The sequence below is a fragment of the Nostoc sp. genome, from assembly GCF_036917375.1.
Taxonomy (GTDB): domain Bacteria; phylum Cyanobacteriota; class Cyanobacteriia; order Cyanobacteriales; family Nostocaceae; genus Nostoc.
On the sequence record NZ_JBALDN010000017.1, the window covers coordinates 27,108 to 41,902 of the forward strand.

Genomic DNA, 14,795 nt, shown 5'->3' on the forward strand with positions numbered 1-14,795 from the left:
CCTGTCTTTTTTATATGTTATTTATACTAAGCCTAGAAATAAGCCTAGAAATTTGGGGCTTAGGATTGTTATAGAAAATTTCCCTACTGGAGACACGACATGGATGAGACAGCCTTAGTTGTAGGCGCGAGCGGCATCATCGGCAGCAATCTTGCGAGAGAACTGATCGCGAATGGATGGACGACCTATGGGTTAGCCCGAAATCTTAAAAAAGGGGTGGAACGGTTACATCCTGTTGCTGCCGATCTGCTCGATCTAGCTAGCCTGAAAACTGCGCTGTCAGACATCGCCCCGACGCACATCTTCATCACGACGTGGATGCGTAATGCGACCGAGGCCGAGAATATCAGGGTCAACGGCACGATGGTTCGCAATCTGCTGGATGTTCTGTCACCGAAGGACTCAGTGCAGCACGTCGCCCTCGTCACCGGACTCAAGCACTATCTCGGCCCATTCGATGCATACGCCAGGGGCGGATCGCTGCCAGAAACTCCATTGCGCGAGGAGCAGCCCCGGCTCGACATCGAAAATTTCTATTATGCTCAGGAAGATGAGGTCTATGCTGCCGCCGCCCGTGACGGTTTCACCTGGAGCATTCATCGCCCTCACACTGTCATTGGAAAGGCAGTCGGCAATTTGATGAACCTCGGCACGACGCTGGCCGTGTATGCCGCGATCTGCAAGGAAACCGGGCGCCCGTTCCGTTGGCCAGGTTCTGAAGCGCAGTGGAAGGGCATCTCCGACATGACCGACGCGCGGGTGCTGGCGAAGCACCTAGTCTGGGCGGCGAAGACCGAAGCGGCCCACAACGAGGCGTTTAACGTCGTCAATGGCGACATCTTCCGCTGGATATGGTTGTGGGGGCGGCTGGCTGACTGGTTCGGCATCGATCCCATCGGGTTCGACGGCACAATTCATCCGCTCGAAGCCGAAATGGCGAATGAAGGTGCTGTCTGGCGCGAGATCGCAAAGCAGCATGGCCTCGCCGAGCCGGATCTGAGCCGTCTATCGTCTGCATGGCACACCGATCTCGATCTTGGGCGTCCGATTGAAGTCATGACCGATATGTCGAAGAGCCGGAAACTCGGATTCTCCATATACCAGAAAACAGACGAGTCGTTTTTTGACCTGTTCGAGCAACTACGCGCAGATCGGTTGATTCCGTAGAACCTCGGTGGATGGCACTGGTAGCGTTTTATGGGTGCTGAACGACAGGAACTCGGACTAACTAGCGGTTACAATCTGGAATTTCTCGTGATTTCTCGGCCTCCCAGTCATGGCGATCGCATTTTGAGCGATATTATTGAATCTAGCCCTAGTTGAGTTGAGGTACCACCAATGACAGCCTCAGTAGAGTATATCCCCATTACCCCGATTGAGTACCCAGATGAGGATGGTAAGCCGATGGCTGAAGGTGATTTACAGCGCAAGTGCCTCGTATACGCTACCACTGTGCTGGAAATTTATTTTCAAAATCACCCAGATGTATACGTCGCTGGTAATCTATTTATTTACTACGAAAAAGGTTATCCAGAATCGGTTGTCGCACCAGATGTATTTGTGGTGTTTGGAGTGGAAAACCGTGACAGACGCTCTTACAAAACCTGGGAAGAAAATAATCAAACCCCAAATTTTGTTCTAGAGATTACCTCAAAAACCACCCGCAGCAAAGACCAAGGTGCAAAGAAAGGAATTTACGCCTTTCTGGGAGTGCGTGAATATTTTCAATATGACCCCACAGGCGATTATCTCAATCCCCAACTTCAGGGTTTACAGTTGGTTGATGGAAATTATTTCCCAGTGGCAACCAATATCTTGCCAGATGGTATAGTGTCCCTATCCAGTGAAGTTTTAGGGCTAGAATTGCGTTTAGAGGCAGGAAAACTGCGCTTTTACAATCCAGCTACGGGTCAAATACTCCTAACTCATGAAGAAGAAGCAGCTGCACGACAAGTCGCAGAAGAGAAAGCGCAAAGATTAGCTGCTAAACTCCGAGAATTAAATATCGATCCAGATAGCCTTTAGCTAATAATATAGGGTGAGCAATGCCCACCCTACTACTGTTAATTATTTTTTGTGAGACTATAGCGGACGGTAGACGCGATAGTTGATTTCGGGGAAGATATTATCCATTAACTCGACTTTTTCCAGCCAACCACTATCAATTTTGCCAACTTTAACGTCTTCATAGAGCTTATTAAACCGCATTAGGTGCGATCGCGTCCGTCTAACTGCATAGGGTACCATCGTTCCCGTCCGCATAATAAATGCCCAGTCGGAAGATTGTGCTAATAACAATTCCCGCGCTGCTTGGTTTAATGCTCTCCACCCCAACTCATCTTCTGGTTCCAGTTGCGAGATTTCAATCATCCGTTCAGCAGCTTTGTGTAAATGCGGATAAACCCAAGCGTTCGTCTCATTCAACCAATATTCGTGGAAACCCTTGAAACCCCAACTCGACTGCGAAGGACGACAGACTTGCTGACTTGGCTGATCTCGCAAATAGTCTGCTAAATGGGTCATTTGATATGTTTTTTGGTCATACCACGACTTGCGGAATAGGTAATCGATGAACCACGGGCCTTCATACCACCAATGTCCAAATAACTCTGCGTCATAAGGCGAAACGATAATTGGCGGACGCTGCATTATACCATAAAGATGTTCAGATTGCCGCTCTCGGTTATACATAAAGTTAGCGGCGTGTTCTGCTGCCTTTTCCCTAGCCCAATAAGGATCGTAGAGTGCCTTATCTGATAGACCTAAGCCACGCCCCGTAATTTTGTGATATTTAATACCCGTATTTTTACGCTGGCCATTGGGCATAATGTAGGGCTTGATGTATTCATATTCTGCTTCCCAACCCAAATCTTTGTAAAATTCTCGATATTCAGCTGCCCCAGGATAGCCCACCTCAGAAGACCATACCTGTTGGGAAGATTCATGATCTCGACCAAAGACAGCAACACCAGTTTCTGTATAAATGGGGGCATAAGTGCCAAAGCGTGGACGGGGACGAGCGTAAAGGATGCCATGCCCATCAGTGAGGAAATAGCGTAACCCAGCATCAGCTAGCATCCGCTCTAAACCTTCATAGTAGGCACATTCCGGCAACCAAATGCCTCTGGGTGCTTGTCCAAAGGTTTGTTCGTAATGTTCGCAGGCTACCTGAATTTGCGCCCACACTGCTTGTGGATACATTTTCATCAACGGTAAATAGCCGTGAGTAGCCCCGCAAGTGATGATTTCCAGGTTGTTACTGTCTTGGAACTTCTTAAAAGCTGTCACCAAGTCACCGCCGTAGCGTTCCCATAGCTGACGCGCTTCGCTAAACTCAGTCGCGTAATGTTCGGCTAAATAACGAAGATGCCCGTTGTTGACATTATGTTCTACTTCTAGTGCTACAAGTTCTTCTAGTTGAGCTAAGTGTAATTCATAGCGTTCTTGAAGCAGAGGATCGCGAAGCATCGACACTAAAGGGGGTGTCATACTCATCGTGATTTTAAAGTCGATACCGTCTCGCTTTAAGCCTTCAAATACTTTCAATAAAGGGATGTAGGTTTCTGTAATGGCTTCATAGAGCCATTCTTCCTCCAGCACGTAGTCACTTTCCGGGTGACGAACGAAGGGCAGATGTGCGTGGAGTACAAGCGCGACGTAGCCAATAGCCATAGTGATTTTGGGGTGATACTTATAAGTTGAAGGTCGAGAGGTTTGGCAGAAATTAACAATATTTTAAGACTTTATGGGGATCGTAAAGTAGATTTATAGCAGTTTTCAATTAATTTAAAAGCCTTATGCCAATCTTTCAGCCCGTTAGCATTCCTGTTCTAGTTTTTGGTTGGCTTGTTGCAGTAGAAAAATCAGGTTTCTAAGTTACAGTCTTTTTGTGACCTTTACGGCTTGACAGTTTAATAATTATTTTTGAGCCACGTTCGAGTAGTTTCAGTTTCAGTCCGCGCTTCGCCGTGAGCGCTCAGTCGAAAGGTTTTAATCTACCCCTGAAATTCTCTTCTCTACGAGACGCTATGCGAACAATTTTGAATGCATGAATTTTGCCTTCTCCAGTAAAGTTGAGTTGTTAGAGCGATGCCTACGGCGATCGCTGAGTGCAGCCGTACCCCTCAAGCTACGCGGAGCGTCTCGTAGAGAAGTGCGGGCTACGCCTACGCCAGAATTATACAAAAAATGCTGAACTCGAACGCCGAAACCTAGAAACAATGATGATGTGATTTTGCGATCGGCCAGCAAAGTTGCGATCGGTATTTAATTGCGTAGCTTCGTAATTCTAAGTCTGAGATTGTCCAACGGACTTTATTTAGATATTGTTTGGTTCATAGCATTATTTTTCCATGCCTAGTTTAGAGATAAAATTCTATTTTTTAGAATAATTGCTCAGGATCAATACCTGCGGCTCGTAAACGTTCTGCCAATATTGCGACTCGTTGACGTTCTTGTTCTAGTTGTTGATTTGTTTGCTCTAATTGTTGATTTACCTGCTCTAACTGTTGATTTGATTCTTCCTCTGGCAACATTACCAGCTGTCCATCTGGTGTAAAGAAGCGTAATTTGCCCAAATATACTGCCAAATACAGCCCTAATTGCTGACTCCACAACCAACCTGAATCAGTGGGTACAAGGTCTTGATATTGCCCATCAACTAAGTGAAATCCCTGTAATTCTAGGTTATTTGGATCAAACCAAAAGTAATCTGGAGTGCGAAATGTATTTTGGTATATTTGCTTTTTCAAACCTTTATCAACCGAGGCAGTGGAATTAGATAATAGCTCAATAATCACATTGGGGTATTTGCCGTCTTCTTGCCACACAACCCGTATCTATGCTATCGTCACCAACCTTTGCATTATCAATGTGTAGGCGCAGCCCGCACTTCGGCTGCGCTCAGTGACCACCCTAGACATCGCACTCCTTATTCCTCATCCCGATATAACTCTTGCAAGTCTTGTAACTGAGTCTTTCGGGAAATCCGGCGATATTTTTTACTTTCTAACTTGGGTTCGTATTGACTCTGCCCTTTGCCTTTGCTTTTGCTTTTTAACTTCATGGTGGATTCTGGATCGGCTTGTTGGTGTAGCTGTGTTTGATGGGCGATCGCAGCGTCCAAAAATTCTAAATAATGTTCGTATCGTTCCCAGTCTCCCCGCACAACGCACTCAGGCTCGTCTCGATGCAGACAATCACTAAACCGACAGCTAGCAACTGCTAACCGCTTTCTGGCTTCTGGGAAATAATGGATTAATTCTTCTGGGATACAATCCATATCAGGCTGATTAAAACCGGGAGTATCAGCCAGTAAACCACCACTAGGCAACTCAAATAATTCTATATGGCGAGTGGTATGACGACCACGAGCTAGTTTTCCAGAAACTTCTCCGACTCGCAGCTGAAGAGAGTCAATCAGCGTATTAATCAGGCTGGATTTACCCACACCGGAAGGGCCAGCGATTACAGTAATTTTATTGCTCAAATATCTGGCTGCTTGGTCGGTATTAATACCATCTTTAACGCTGATAAATATCGGTTCATAGCCCCAACCTAGCAAGCGATCGCTAACTTGTTGTTGTTCCTGCGATGAAATTAAATCACTTTTATTCAAGCATAAAAGCACATCCAAACCAGTAGACTCAGCTTTAATCAGAAATCGGCTCAACTGATAAGGTTCCAAAGGTGGATCGGCAACGGCAAATACCAAGAGGATTTGGTTGACATTGGCGATCGCCGGACGATCTAACTCACTTTGGCGAGGTAAAACATCAGCGATCGCACCCCGTCCCCCAGCCCAATCTGGTTCTTCTACCACAACGCGATCGCCTACCATCACCTGTTGTCCAATTTTTTTCAGGCGTGTTCGCCGAGTACAAAGCAGCAGAGGAGGCGAGGGCAAAGAGGCATTTAAATCCAGTTTCTCCTCTGCTTCCCTGCTTTTCTGCTCCCCTGCCTCTCGATCCATCTGTACTCGGTAAAAATTAGCTTGTACAGCCACCACCGTACCCAATAACTGTCCAGTTGCAGCAAAAATTTCCCCTGTCATTGGCTAGCAACTGGACGGCGCACTAACAGAGAAAAATAACTAGTGCAGTCTGTAATTTGTTCCACCTGATAACCTGCCATTGTCAGACTATCAGGAACCTGCTCAATCGGCTCGCCAGGGTCTAACCAGACTTCTAGCAAACCTCCCAATGGCATTTTCTCCAAACGTAGTTTTGTCCGCACGAAATTAATCGGGCAAGGGGTGCCGCGTAAATCAAGTTGAGCATCGGGAGTTAAAACAGAGGGCATCATCACTTAAATAAATTTCCCAAGAATCCTTCTAGGCCGCCTTTACCAGTGCGATCGCCCTTAATTTTAGCTAGCTTCTCCAGCAGTTCCCTCTCCTCTGGGGTGATTTTATTGGGAATATCAATTAATACGTTCAGCATGTGATCCCCACGACTTACGGGATTACCCAAGCGCGGTACACCGCGATTTTCCAACTTCATCACTGTATTCGGCTGAGTTCCAGCTGGAATGATTAGTTCTACTGGCCCATCTACTGTATCTACCTCTAACCGACAACCTAAAATCGCTTGCAGGTAGCTAATTTTGATTTCCGAGAGAATATTAATCCCATCTCGTTGAAATTCCTCGTCCTCATTTACGAACAAGTAAACGTATAAATCCCCAGGAGGACCACTACGTTGACCGGCATCTCCTTCACTAGAAATCCGCAAACGCGTGCCATTATCCACCCCTGCTGGAATGGTAATTTTGAGTTTCTTTGTGACTTGATTTGCGCCCTTACCATCACACGCGTCACACTTATCTTCAATTACCATCCCTGTTCCATTACAGGTGGGACAAGTTGATACTTGAGTGAAACTGCCAAAGGGTGTTCTAGTCACACGCCGTACTTGAGCCGAACCGCCACAAGTCGAACAAGTCCGAGGGCGGGTTCCAGGTTTAGCACCAGAACCGCTACAAACTTCACAATTTTCTAGATGGGAAATGCGAATTTCTTTTTCGCCGCCAAATATCGCTTCCCGAAAATCTAACTTCAGGTCTAGCCGCAGGTCATCACCCCTCGCAGGCCCACTGCGGCGTCTTTGTTGGGTGGGATTACCCATACCGCCAGCAAAGCCACTAAAAATGCTTTCAAAGATATCGGCAAAACCACCCATATCGCCGACATCTTGAAAGCCCGCGCCAGCACCCGATACACCCTCTGGACCAAAGCGATCGTAACGAGCGCGGGTTTCGGGTTCTGAGAGTACCTCATAAGCGCGGTTAATTTCTTTAAAGCGATCCTCCGCCCCCGGTTCTTTGTTCACATCTGGGTGATACTTCCGGGCTAGACGGCGATAGGCTTGTTTGATTTCTTCTTTGTCAGTGTCACGAGAGACACCCAGGATTTCATAATAGTCGCGGGCCATATAGCAAAGGTAAAAGTTAGAAGGAAGAAAGCTGAAGTCAGTAGAACGTCATTCACGGTCACTTGCTACCCTATGGATTAAGTGTTTTGGCTACAGATAGAGCAACACATTATCCTGTTAGAGGGCGGCTTGCCGGAAGGTAGGCAGAAGATAAAATTAATTTTTGTTAATAACTGATTTTACCCTTTACCTTTTACAAAAATCACCGACAAATCTTGAGCAACAGGTGCTTTCCTCGTGGGAGACGACAAAAGCTATAGAAGTTAGGAACAGGGGAAGCCTCTGCTCAGACTTCTCACTGCCGAGTCGGCTGTCTCTTTTACAATTGTGCTACGTAGGAGAGGAAAACCTCGCCCATCAACCAGAGGGGCTAGCCGCACCATTAGGTGTGGAAAACCACCCTTAGCTTTGGATTGGCTCTGAACTTGCACATTGCCTAGCCCAAAGTAATTTGCTTCTACAATCTAGCAAACGACTGGGGTCTTGTGAAACTTCGTGAAATATTTAAATATATTAAAATATCTTAATAAAAATTTGCAAATGAAGAGAGCAGGGGAGCAGAGGAGCAGAGGAGAAGTTGCAGTAAGTTTTTCCCCTCTGCCCCTTTGCCCCTCGGTCACTGAGCGTAGCCGTTGGCGAAGCCTCTCGTAGAGAAGTGCTGCCCCTCTGCCTCTTGTGCCCAATGCCCAAACCCTAATCTATCGCCTCATAATCAGCCTGAGCTGTACTTTCTTCATCAAAATCAAAGTTGAATTGTGGTATTAGTGTGCCATTCATTGGTGAGTCTACTTCTGGGGTAAAGTGACCAGATGAACTCCCCTCAATCTCATCAGTTTGGCTGTTAGCTCGATTGTAAACATCAGCACCAATTGCAAACAAGGTTTGTTGGAAGTCATCTAAGCGCTGTTTGAATTCCACTGTGGAAATGCTGGAGTCAATCATTGCTGCTTGGAGTTGTTCAACTTTTTCACTGGCCAAGGTTTTCATCTGCTCGCCGATAAAGTTGCTATTATCCTTGATCGTAGATTCATAACTGAACAATAAATTATCTGCTTGGTTTTTGAGTTCAACCAGTTCTTTACGTCTTTTATCTTCTTCGGAAAAAAGTTCGGCCTCTTGGCGCATCCGTTCGACTTCGTTGCTACTCAAACCACCTGTATTGGTAATCCTGATACTCTGTTCTCTACCTGTACCTTTATCTTGGGCAGAAACCTTCAGGATGCCGTTGACATCGATTTCAAAGGATACTTCAATTTGCGGTACGCCACGGGGAGATGGGGGAATTCCTGCGAGCAGAAACTTGCCGAGACTCTTGTTATCTCGTGACATCGCCCGTTCACCTTGGAGGATGTGAATTTCCACTGAGGTTTGCCCATCAACTGCGGTGGAAAAAACTTGCGATCTACTTGTAGGAATTGTGGTGTTGCGTTCAATGATTTTGGTAAACACTTCACCCAAAGTTTCAATTCCCAAGGACAGAGGGGTGACATCCAGTAGTAAGAGATTATCGACTTCGCCACCCAACACACCTGCTTGAATAGCTGCTCCCAATGCTACAGCTTCGTCAGGGTTGATGGAGCGATCGGGAGCTTTGCCGTTGAAAAACTTAATTAGCGCGTTTTGAACTGCGGGAATACGGGTAGAACCACCTACCAAAATAATTCGATCAATGGCTTCTGGTTTGAGATCCGCATCTTTGAGTGATTGGATCAGTGGTTCGATGGTCGCTTCAATTAATTTCGCGGCGAGTTCTTCAAATTTAGAGCGACTGAGTTCCATCTCCAGATGCTTTGGCCCGGTGTCATCAGCTGTGATAAAGGGCAAGTTGATGGAGGTATTCACCATACTGGAGAGTTCAATTTTTGCCTTTTCCGCAGCTTCCCGCAGGCGTTGCAGCGCCATTTTGTCTTTGGAAAGGTCGATTTTCTCTTGTTCTTGGAAACGTTCCATCATCCAAAGGACGATCGCATTATCAAAGTCGTCTCCACCCAAGTGGTTGTTACCACAAGTCGCTTTAACTTCAAAAACGCCATCCCCAAGTTGCAGGATCGATACGTCAAAAGTACCGCCTCCCAAGTCAAATACTAAAATTAGCTGCTCTTGGTCTTGCTTTTCCAATCCGAAAGCTAAAGCCGCAGCTGTTGGTTCATTAATGATTCGCAGGACTTCTAGTCCAGCAATTGTGCCAGCATCTTTAGTTGCTTGTCTTTGGGCATCTGTAAAATATGCTGGTACGGTGATCACTGCTTGAGTGACTTCCTCACCCAAAAAGTTTTCCGCATCCTGCTTCAGCTTTTGCAGGATCATCGCAGATAATTCTTGTGGCGTATAATTTTTTGAGCGAATTTGGACATCAACAGTCTCGTCTCGACCTCTGATGCAGTTGTAGGGGACGCGATCGCGTTCTATTTCAGTATCTTCCCAACGCCGTCCGATGAATCGTTTAATACTGTAAATTGTGTTTTCAGCATTGGTTACGGCTTGGCGCTTTGCCAATTGACCAACCAAGCGATCGCCACTCTTCCCAAATCCCACAATACTTGGAGTAGTTCGTCCACCTTCAGAATTGGAGATCACAAGTGGTTGACCACCCTCCAAAACTGCGACGCAACTGTTAGTAGTGCCTAAGTCGATCCCAATAACTTTTCCCATATTTGCCAGTATTTTTACTGAATATTTCTGCTGTAATATGTCGCGGAATAACTTTTTTGCTAAGAACAAAGGCTAGCGGATAACGTCTGTGGAACCTCTGTTGCTGGTAGCAATCAAGAAATTGAAACACAGAGAGTTATCCAAAGCCTTGTCTAAGTTTAGGTACGCGATGCTCGTCCTTGCTATAACCCAGGCACTTGAGGTCAGTGAGGCGAGCGACTACAGCTTAACTGCTGGCTGAACTCGACTGATCTTCTGGTGCAAAAGGTGTATCTTCCTTGGCAGCAGCTACTTTGACCATTGCATGGCGTAGCACGCGATCGCCCAAGTAATATCCGCGCACTAACTCTTCTAACACTGTTCCTTCAGGATGTTCATCCGTAGGTTCCCGCATTACTGCTTCGTGCAGGTTAGGATCGAATTCTTGACCTTCGGGACGCATTGGTGATACACCCAAGCGTTTCAAGCTATCTACTAATTGTTTGTAAACGCCTTGGTAACTTTTGTGCATGGTCATTTCGCCCTCAGACTGCGGTTTGAGGTGCGATCGCGCCCGCTCAAAATTATCGACTATTGGTAGCAATTCCAAAATCGTATTCCGCTTCACCTGCAACTCTAGGTCTTCTTTTTCTTTGCTAGTGCGTTTCCGGTAATTCTCAAAATCAGCGGCAATCCGCATATATTGAGTACTACGCTCTTCTAATTGCGTTTTGACGGACTCGATTTGTTGAGTCAGTTCTGCCAAAGCTGCTGTTTCCACTCCAGTTTTCTCAGTTGCAGCGACGCTATTTTCTGAATTGACAGCAGTATCACCTGATATATTTGTTTGGGCTGCCACTTGCTCTGTCACCTCGCTGCCAGATTCATTGAAATTAGTTTGGGCTGGGAAGTCACTCTTCATTGCTTGCTTTACCTCTGTTGGTTCACCCAATTGCTGGCTTGTATTGTTTATCTGTTTATTTTCATCGATCATTGTCTATTCATTCCAGATCCTATTTATGGCAGTGTATCTCCACAGCTTGCAACCGTCGTCATCCACGACGTGCCACTGAGGCTGATTTTATTGCCGAGAAGTTTCTGGAAGTGATATAACCGTCCTCTTATTGTGACAAATGGTGAACACGTTAGCCCAGACGCTACTAAGGCGGGAACCCGAACGAGTAATTTGCAATAGTAGCGCTGAATAAGACTCGCCCCTCATCTTATTTGAAAATATCTTTAATTTTGAATTCGGAGCAAAGCGACTTCAGGAGTGATGAGTGCCGTTAGCAGGGCGTTGAGCCAGTGCAATTATTACTTTTTTGACTCAGCACGGGCTAAACCTTAGCTTTCCGCTAACAGCACTCGTTACTCAGCACTGTTTAGGTGACTGAGGACTTTTTTGGCAAATGAGAATTCTGTCTCACAGTAGGGGAATACTTTAAGCAGAGGTTCCCCCTACTCATTCGCTCATTTATGACTTACTCGTCACCACAACGGCGCAGTACCGCTCTAACTACTAGAACAGAGTTTTCGCCCTTCGGCAACAAGCTAGTGCAATCTGGCTATGTCAATACCGAACAGATGAGGCAGGCATTAATTGAAAGCCGCAAATCTGGCAGGCCCTTAACAGAAGTATTAGAGTCAATCACTGGGCAACAACTATCGCCTGAGTTACTCAGGCAATACAAAAAACAGCAGCTATTTGAACTGAAAATATTATACGGAGTTGAATTCCTCGATCCAGAAGTCAATTCCGTTGGCAACACGATGATGGGGAACCTGATTGAAACCCTCATCCCAGTAGATATCTGCCGTCGCCATCGTTTAGTACCACTATCGAAACACGAAGACCAAACCCCGCCCTCAGTTTTAGTGGCGATGGTCGCTCCAGATAATCTAGAAGCTTCCGATGACCTGAACCGCATCTTGCGCCCTCAAGGTTTGGCCTTGCAGCGTATGGTGATTACTCAGGAAGATTACCAACAGCTCATCAACCAATATTTGGATGAAATGGCTGTTAAGCAGAAGCATCTGGAACAAGAAAAGTTTACAGATATTAATCAGGATTTAGAAAACCTCGGAAATCTCGATATTTCAGATGCTCCTGAAGAAATGGAGGCCGATCTAGGGGCAGCGATGAAGGGTGCGGAGGATGCCCCAGTCATCAACCTAGTCAACAGAATCCTGGCTAAAGCTTTGCATGAGGGTGTTTCTGACATTCATATCGAACCGCAAGAAGAAAACTTACGCATTCGCTTTCGGAAGGATGGGGTACTGCGCGAAGCTTTCGATCCCCTACCCAAAAAAATCATCCCAGCGGTGACAGCCCGATTTAAAATCATCTCCAATCTAGACATTGCTGAACGCCGTCTACCCCAAGATGGACGCATCCGGCGGATGTTTGAGGGACGTAAGGTGGATTTCCGGGTGAATACCTTACCCAGTCGCTACGGGGAAAAGGTGGTACTGCGGATTTTAGATAACTCCTCCACCCAATTGGGATTAGATAAGTTAATTACCGATCCAGAGACTTTGAATATTGTCAAGGATATGGTTAGCCGTCCCTTTGGGCTAATTTTGGTAACTGGGCCAACTGGTTCTGGGAAAACAACGTCGCTGTATTCTGCACTCTCTGAAAAGAACGATCCCGGAATTAATATCAGTACTGTAGAAGACCCAATTGAGTATAGTCTTCCAGGGATTACTCAAGTACAGGTGATTCGGGAAAAAGGATTAGATTTTGCTACTGCGTTGCGGGCTTTCTTGCGGCAAGATCCAGACGTACTACTGGTGGGTGAAACGCGGGATAAGGAAACGGCAAAAACAGCGATTGAGGCTGCCTTGACCGGTCACTTAGTATTAACTACCTTACATACCAATGATGCCCCAGGAGCGATCGCTCGTTTGGGAGAAATGGGAATTGAGCCTTTCATGGTTTCTAGTTCCCTAATTGGCGTTCTAGCTCAACGTTTGGTCCGGCGTGTATGTTCTGAATGTCGTGTCCCCTACACTCCCACAACTGAGGAACTAGCTCGTTATGGTCTATCAGCTTCCTCTGATGTGGGAGTCACCTTCTATAAAGCTAACACCTTGACATTAGATGCGATCGCAGATGCCAAAGCCAAAAATCACCTTTGCCCAAAATGTAATGGTGTCGGCTACAAAGGGCGTTGTGGTGTTTATGAAGTCATGCGAGTCACCGAAAACCTACAAACTCTGATCAACGAAGATGCACCCACAGAACGCATCAAAGAAGTGGCAATAGAAGAGGGCATGAAAACCTTGCTGGCTTACAGTTTGGACTTAGTGCGTGAAGGTTCCACCACTCTAGAAGAAGTAGAACGAGTGACGTTTACTGATACTGGCTTGGAAGCAGAGTTAAAAGCCAAACGCAAGACTGGTCTTACCTGTCGGAGTTGCGATGCCACATTGAAACAAGAATGGCTGGATTGTCCTTACTGTATGACAGCTCGGTTTTAAGACTAGTCATTGGTCATTAGTTGATGCTTAGTAACTTTAAACAAAGGACAAAGGACAACTGACAAATGACAAATAAAAAACATTAAAAGGAAGCAAAACTATGGAAATGATGATTGAAGACTTGATGGAGCAGTTGATTGAAATGGGTGGCTCGGATATGCACTTATCCGCAGGTTTGCCTCCCTACTTCCGCATCAGTGGCAAACTTACCCCTATAGGTGAGCATGTATTGACAGCCGATCAATGTCAAAGGCTGATTTTTAGTATGCTCAACAATACCCAGCGTAAAACCTTAGAGCAGACTTGGGAGTTGGATTGTTCTTATGGTGTTAAGGGTTTGGCTCGTTTTCGGGTCAATGTCTATAAAGAGCGTGGTGCTTATGCTGCTTGCTTACGAGCATTAAGTTCCAAGATTCCTAACTTTGAAAAATTAGGCTTGCCAGATATCGTGCGGGAAATGTGCGATAAGCCCAGAGGACTTATTCTGGTGACAGGCCCTACAGGTTCTGGTAAGACAACTACTCTAGCGGCAATGATTGACTTGATTAACCGCACCAAAGCAGAGCATATTTTAACGGTGGAAGACCCGATTGAATTTGTTTATGAACCAATTAAAAGCTTGGTTCACCAGCGCCAACTAGGAGAAGATACTAAGAGCTTTGCTAATGCTTTGAAGGCAGCCTTGCGGGAAGATCCAGATATTATTCTGGTGGGGGAAATGCGTGATTTGGAAACGATTTCTTTGGCGATTTCCGCAGCGGAAACAGGACACTTGGTATTTGGTACGCTACACACTAGTTCCGCCGCCCAAACTGTTGACCGGATTATTGACGTTTTCCCCCATGAAAGACAAACCCAAGTGCGGGTGCAATTGTCTAACTCATTGGTGGGGGTATTTAGTCAAACCTTGGTGTCCAAGAAAAACCCTAAACCCGGTGAATATGGCCGGGTGATGGCTCAAGAAATTCTGATTGTCACTCCTGCTATTTCTAACTTGATTCGAGAAGGCAAAACATCTCAAATTTACTCAGCGATTCAAACTGGCGGCAAATTGGGAATGCAAACTCTGGAGAAGGTTTTAGCTGATTTTTACAAAGCAGGAACGATTTCTTTTGAAGCGGCGATGTCTAAGACTTCTAAGCCTGATGAAATTCAACGTCTCATCGGTACTTCTGTACCACCGCAGGCAGCAGGTGCGAAACCTGGTGCGGCTGCCAAAGCACATTAAAGAAATTGGGGATAGGGGAGATG

At 46.0% G+C, this 14,795-nt stretch carries 11 protein-coding genes and 2 pseudogenes; 6 read left to right on the plus strand and 7 right to left on the minus strand.

All coding sequences use genetic code 11. The features are described from left to right. Window positions 1-99 precede the first annotated feature (99 nt). Genes V7K45_RS04550 through V7K45_RS04560 form a run of 3 tightly spaced genes read left to right on the plus strand, consistent with a single transcriptional unit; the run spans window position 100 to window position 2,025 of the window. On the plus strand, window positions 100-1,167 hold the full coding sequence (locus V7K45_RS04550; RefSeq protein WP_335000809.1) for an SDR family oxidoreductase: 1,068 nt from the start codon (window positions 100-102) through the stop codon (window positions 1,165-1,167). Window positions 1,168-1,197: 30 nt separating this feature from the next. Continuing rightward, window positions 1,198-1,323: a hypothetical protein gene (locus V7K45_RS04555; protein ID WP_335000811.1), complete on the plus strand. Its 126-nt coding sequence runs from the start codon at window positions 1,198-1,200 to the stop codon at window positions 1,321-1,323. A 15-nt stretch (window positions 1,324-1,338) separates the two neighbouring features. After that, window positions 1,339-2,025, plus strand: a complete 687-nt coding sequence (locus tag V7K45_RS04560) for a Uma2 family endonuclease (protein WP_335000813.1) — start codon at window positions 1,339-1,341, stop codon at window positions 2,023-2,025. 57 nt (window positions 2,026-2,082) lie between these two features. Here the strand turns inward: V7K45_RS04560 and V7K45_RS04565 are convergent, their stop codons facing one another. Then, window positions 2,083-3,672 carry a glycoside hydrolase family 57 protein gene (locus tag V7K45_RS04565; protein WP_335000815.1) on the minus strand — a complete coding sequence of 530 codons (1,590 nt, stop codon included), beginning with the start codon at window positions 3,670-3,672 and terminating at the stop codon, window positions 2,083-2,085. Between the two features lie 376 nt (window positions 3,673-4,048). On the opposite strand from V7K45_RS04565, the gene V7K45_RS04570 reads away from it, so the two are divergent. Then, window positions 4,049-4,195: a hypothetical protein gene (locus V7K45_RS04570; protein ID WP_335000817.1), complete on the plus strand. Its 147-nt coding sequence runs from the start codon at window positions 4,049-4,051 to the stop codon at window positions 4,193-4,195. A gap of 187 nt (window positions 4,196-4,382) precedes the next feature. On the opposite strand, the pseudogene V7K45_RS04575 reads toward V7K45_RS04570, so the two are convergent. The 6 genes and pseudogenes from V7K45_RS04575 to grpE all read right to left on the minus strand — a co-directional run. Then, window positions 4,383-4,832: pseudogene (locus tag V7K45_RS04575) on the minus strand (Uma2 family endonuclease); the annotation flags it as partial. Between the two features lie 98 nt (window positions 4,833-4,930). Continuing rightward, window positions 4,931-6,052 (minus strand): small ribosomal subunit biogenesis GTPase RsgA, encoded by a 1,122-nt coding sequence (gene rsgA / locus V7K45_RS04580; protein ID WP_335000819.1) that lies wholly within the window; start codon window positions 6,050-6,052, stop codon window positions 4,931-4,933. Beyond that, the gene (locus V7K45_RS04585) at window positions 6,049-6,303 is read right to left on the minus strand and encodes a sulfurtransferase TusA family protein (RefSeq protein WP_442941958.1); all 255 of its coding nucleotides are present in this window, start codon (window positions 6,301-6,303) and stop codon (window positions 6,049-6,051) included. Before V7K45_RS04585 ends, rsgA begins: the two co-directional genes overlap by 4 nt. Next, window positions 6,303-7,430, minus strand: coding sequence for a molecular chaperone DnaJ (gene dnaJ / locus V7K45_RS04590; protein WP_322668135.1), 1,128 nt, complete (start codon window positions 7,428-7,430; stop codon window positions 6,303-6,305). The genes V7K45_RS04585 and dnaJ overlap by 1 nt, the downstream gene beginning before the upstream one ends. A gap of 693 nt (window positions 7,431-8,123) precedes the next feature. Continuing rightward, window positions 8,124-10,082: a molecular chaperone DnaK gene (dnaK, locus tag V7K45_RS04595; RefSeq protein WP_335000824.1), complete on the minus strand. Its 1,959-nt coding sequence runs from the start codon at window positions 10,080-10,082 to the stop codon at window positions 8,124-8,126. Window positions 10,083-10,308: 226 nt separating this feature from the next. Next, the gene (grpE, locus tag V7K45_RS04600) at window positions 10,309-11,055 is read right to left on the minus strand and encodes a nucleotide exchange factor GrpE (RefSeq protein WP_335000826.1); all 747 of its coding nucleotides are present in this window, start codon (window positions 11,053-11,055) and stop codon (window positions 10,309-10,311) included. A gap of 482 nt (window positions 11,056-11,537) precedes the next feature. Between grpE and V7K45_RS04605 the strand changes: the two genes are divergently transcribed. Both V7K45_RS04605 and V7K45_RS04610 read left to right on the plus strand, forming a co-directional pair. Beyond that, complete coding sequence (locus tag V7K45_RS04605; protein ID WP_335000828.1) at window positions 11,538-13,544, plus strand: GspE/PulE family protein; 2,007 nt, start codon at window positions 11,538-11,540, stop codon at window positions 13,542-13,544. 97 nt (window positions 13,545-13,641) lie between these two features. Then, window positions 13,642-14,772 (plus strand): annotated as a pseudogene (locus V7K45_RS04610) (type IV pilus twitching motility protein PilT); the annotation flags it as partial. Between the last annotated feature and the right edge of the window lie 23 nt (window positions 14,773-14,795).

Bases quoted from the DNA above. Each gene is read 5' to 3' on its own strand.
- V7K45_RS04550 (WP_335000809.1), top strand. From the start codon at position 100: ATGGATGAGACAGCCTTAGTTGTAGGCGCGAGCGGCATCATCGGCAGC.
- V7K45_RS04555 (WP_335000811.1), top strand. From the start codon at position 1,198: ATGGGTGCTGAACGACAGGAACTCGGACTAACTAGCGGTTACAATCTG.
- V7K45_RS04560 (WP_335000813.1), top strand. From the start codon at position 1,339: ATGACAGCCTCAGTAGAGTATATCCCCATTACCCCGATTGAGTACCCA.
- V7K45_RS04565 (WP_335000815.1), bottom strand. From the start codon at position 3,672: ATGGCTATTGGCTACGTCGCGCTTGTACTCCACGCACATCTGCCCTTC.
- V7K45_RS04570 (WP_335000817.1), top strand. From the start codon at position 4,049: ATGAATTTTGCCTTCTCCAGTAAAGTTGAGTTGTTAGAGCGATGCCTA.
- rsgA (WP_335000819.1), bottom strand. From the start codon at position 6,052: ATGACAGGGGAAATTTTTGCTGCAACTGGACAGTTATTGGGTACGGTG.
- V7K45_RS04585 (WP_442941958.1), bottom strand. From the start codon at position 6,303: ATGATGCCCTCTGTTTTAACTCCCGATGCTCAACTTGATTTACGCGGC.
- dnaJ (WP_322668135.1), bottom strand. From the start codon at position 7,430: ATGGCCCGCGACTATTATGAAATCCTGGGTGTCTCTCGTGACACTGAC.
- dnaK (WP_335000824.1), bottom strand. From the start codon at position 10,082: ATGGGAAAAGTTATTGGGATCGACTTAGGCACTACTAACAGTTGCGTC.
- grpE (WP_335000826.1), bottom strand. From the start codon at position 11,055: ATGATCGATGAAAATAAACAGATAAACAATACAAGCCAGCAATTGGGT.
- V7K45_RS04605 (WP_335000828.1), top strand. From the start codon at position 11,538: ATGACTTACTCGTCACCACAACGGCGCAGTACCGCTCTAACTACTAGA.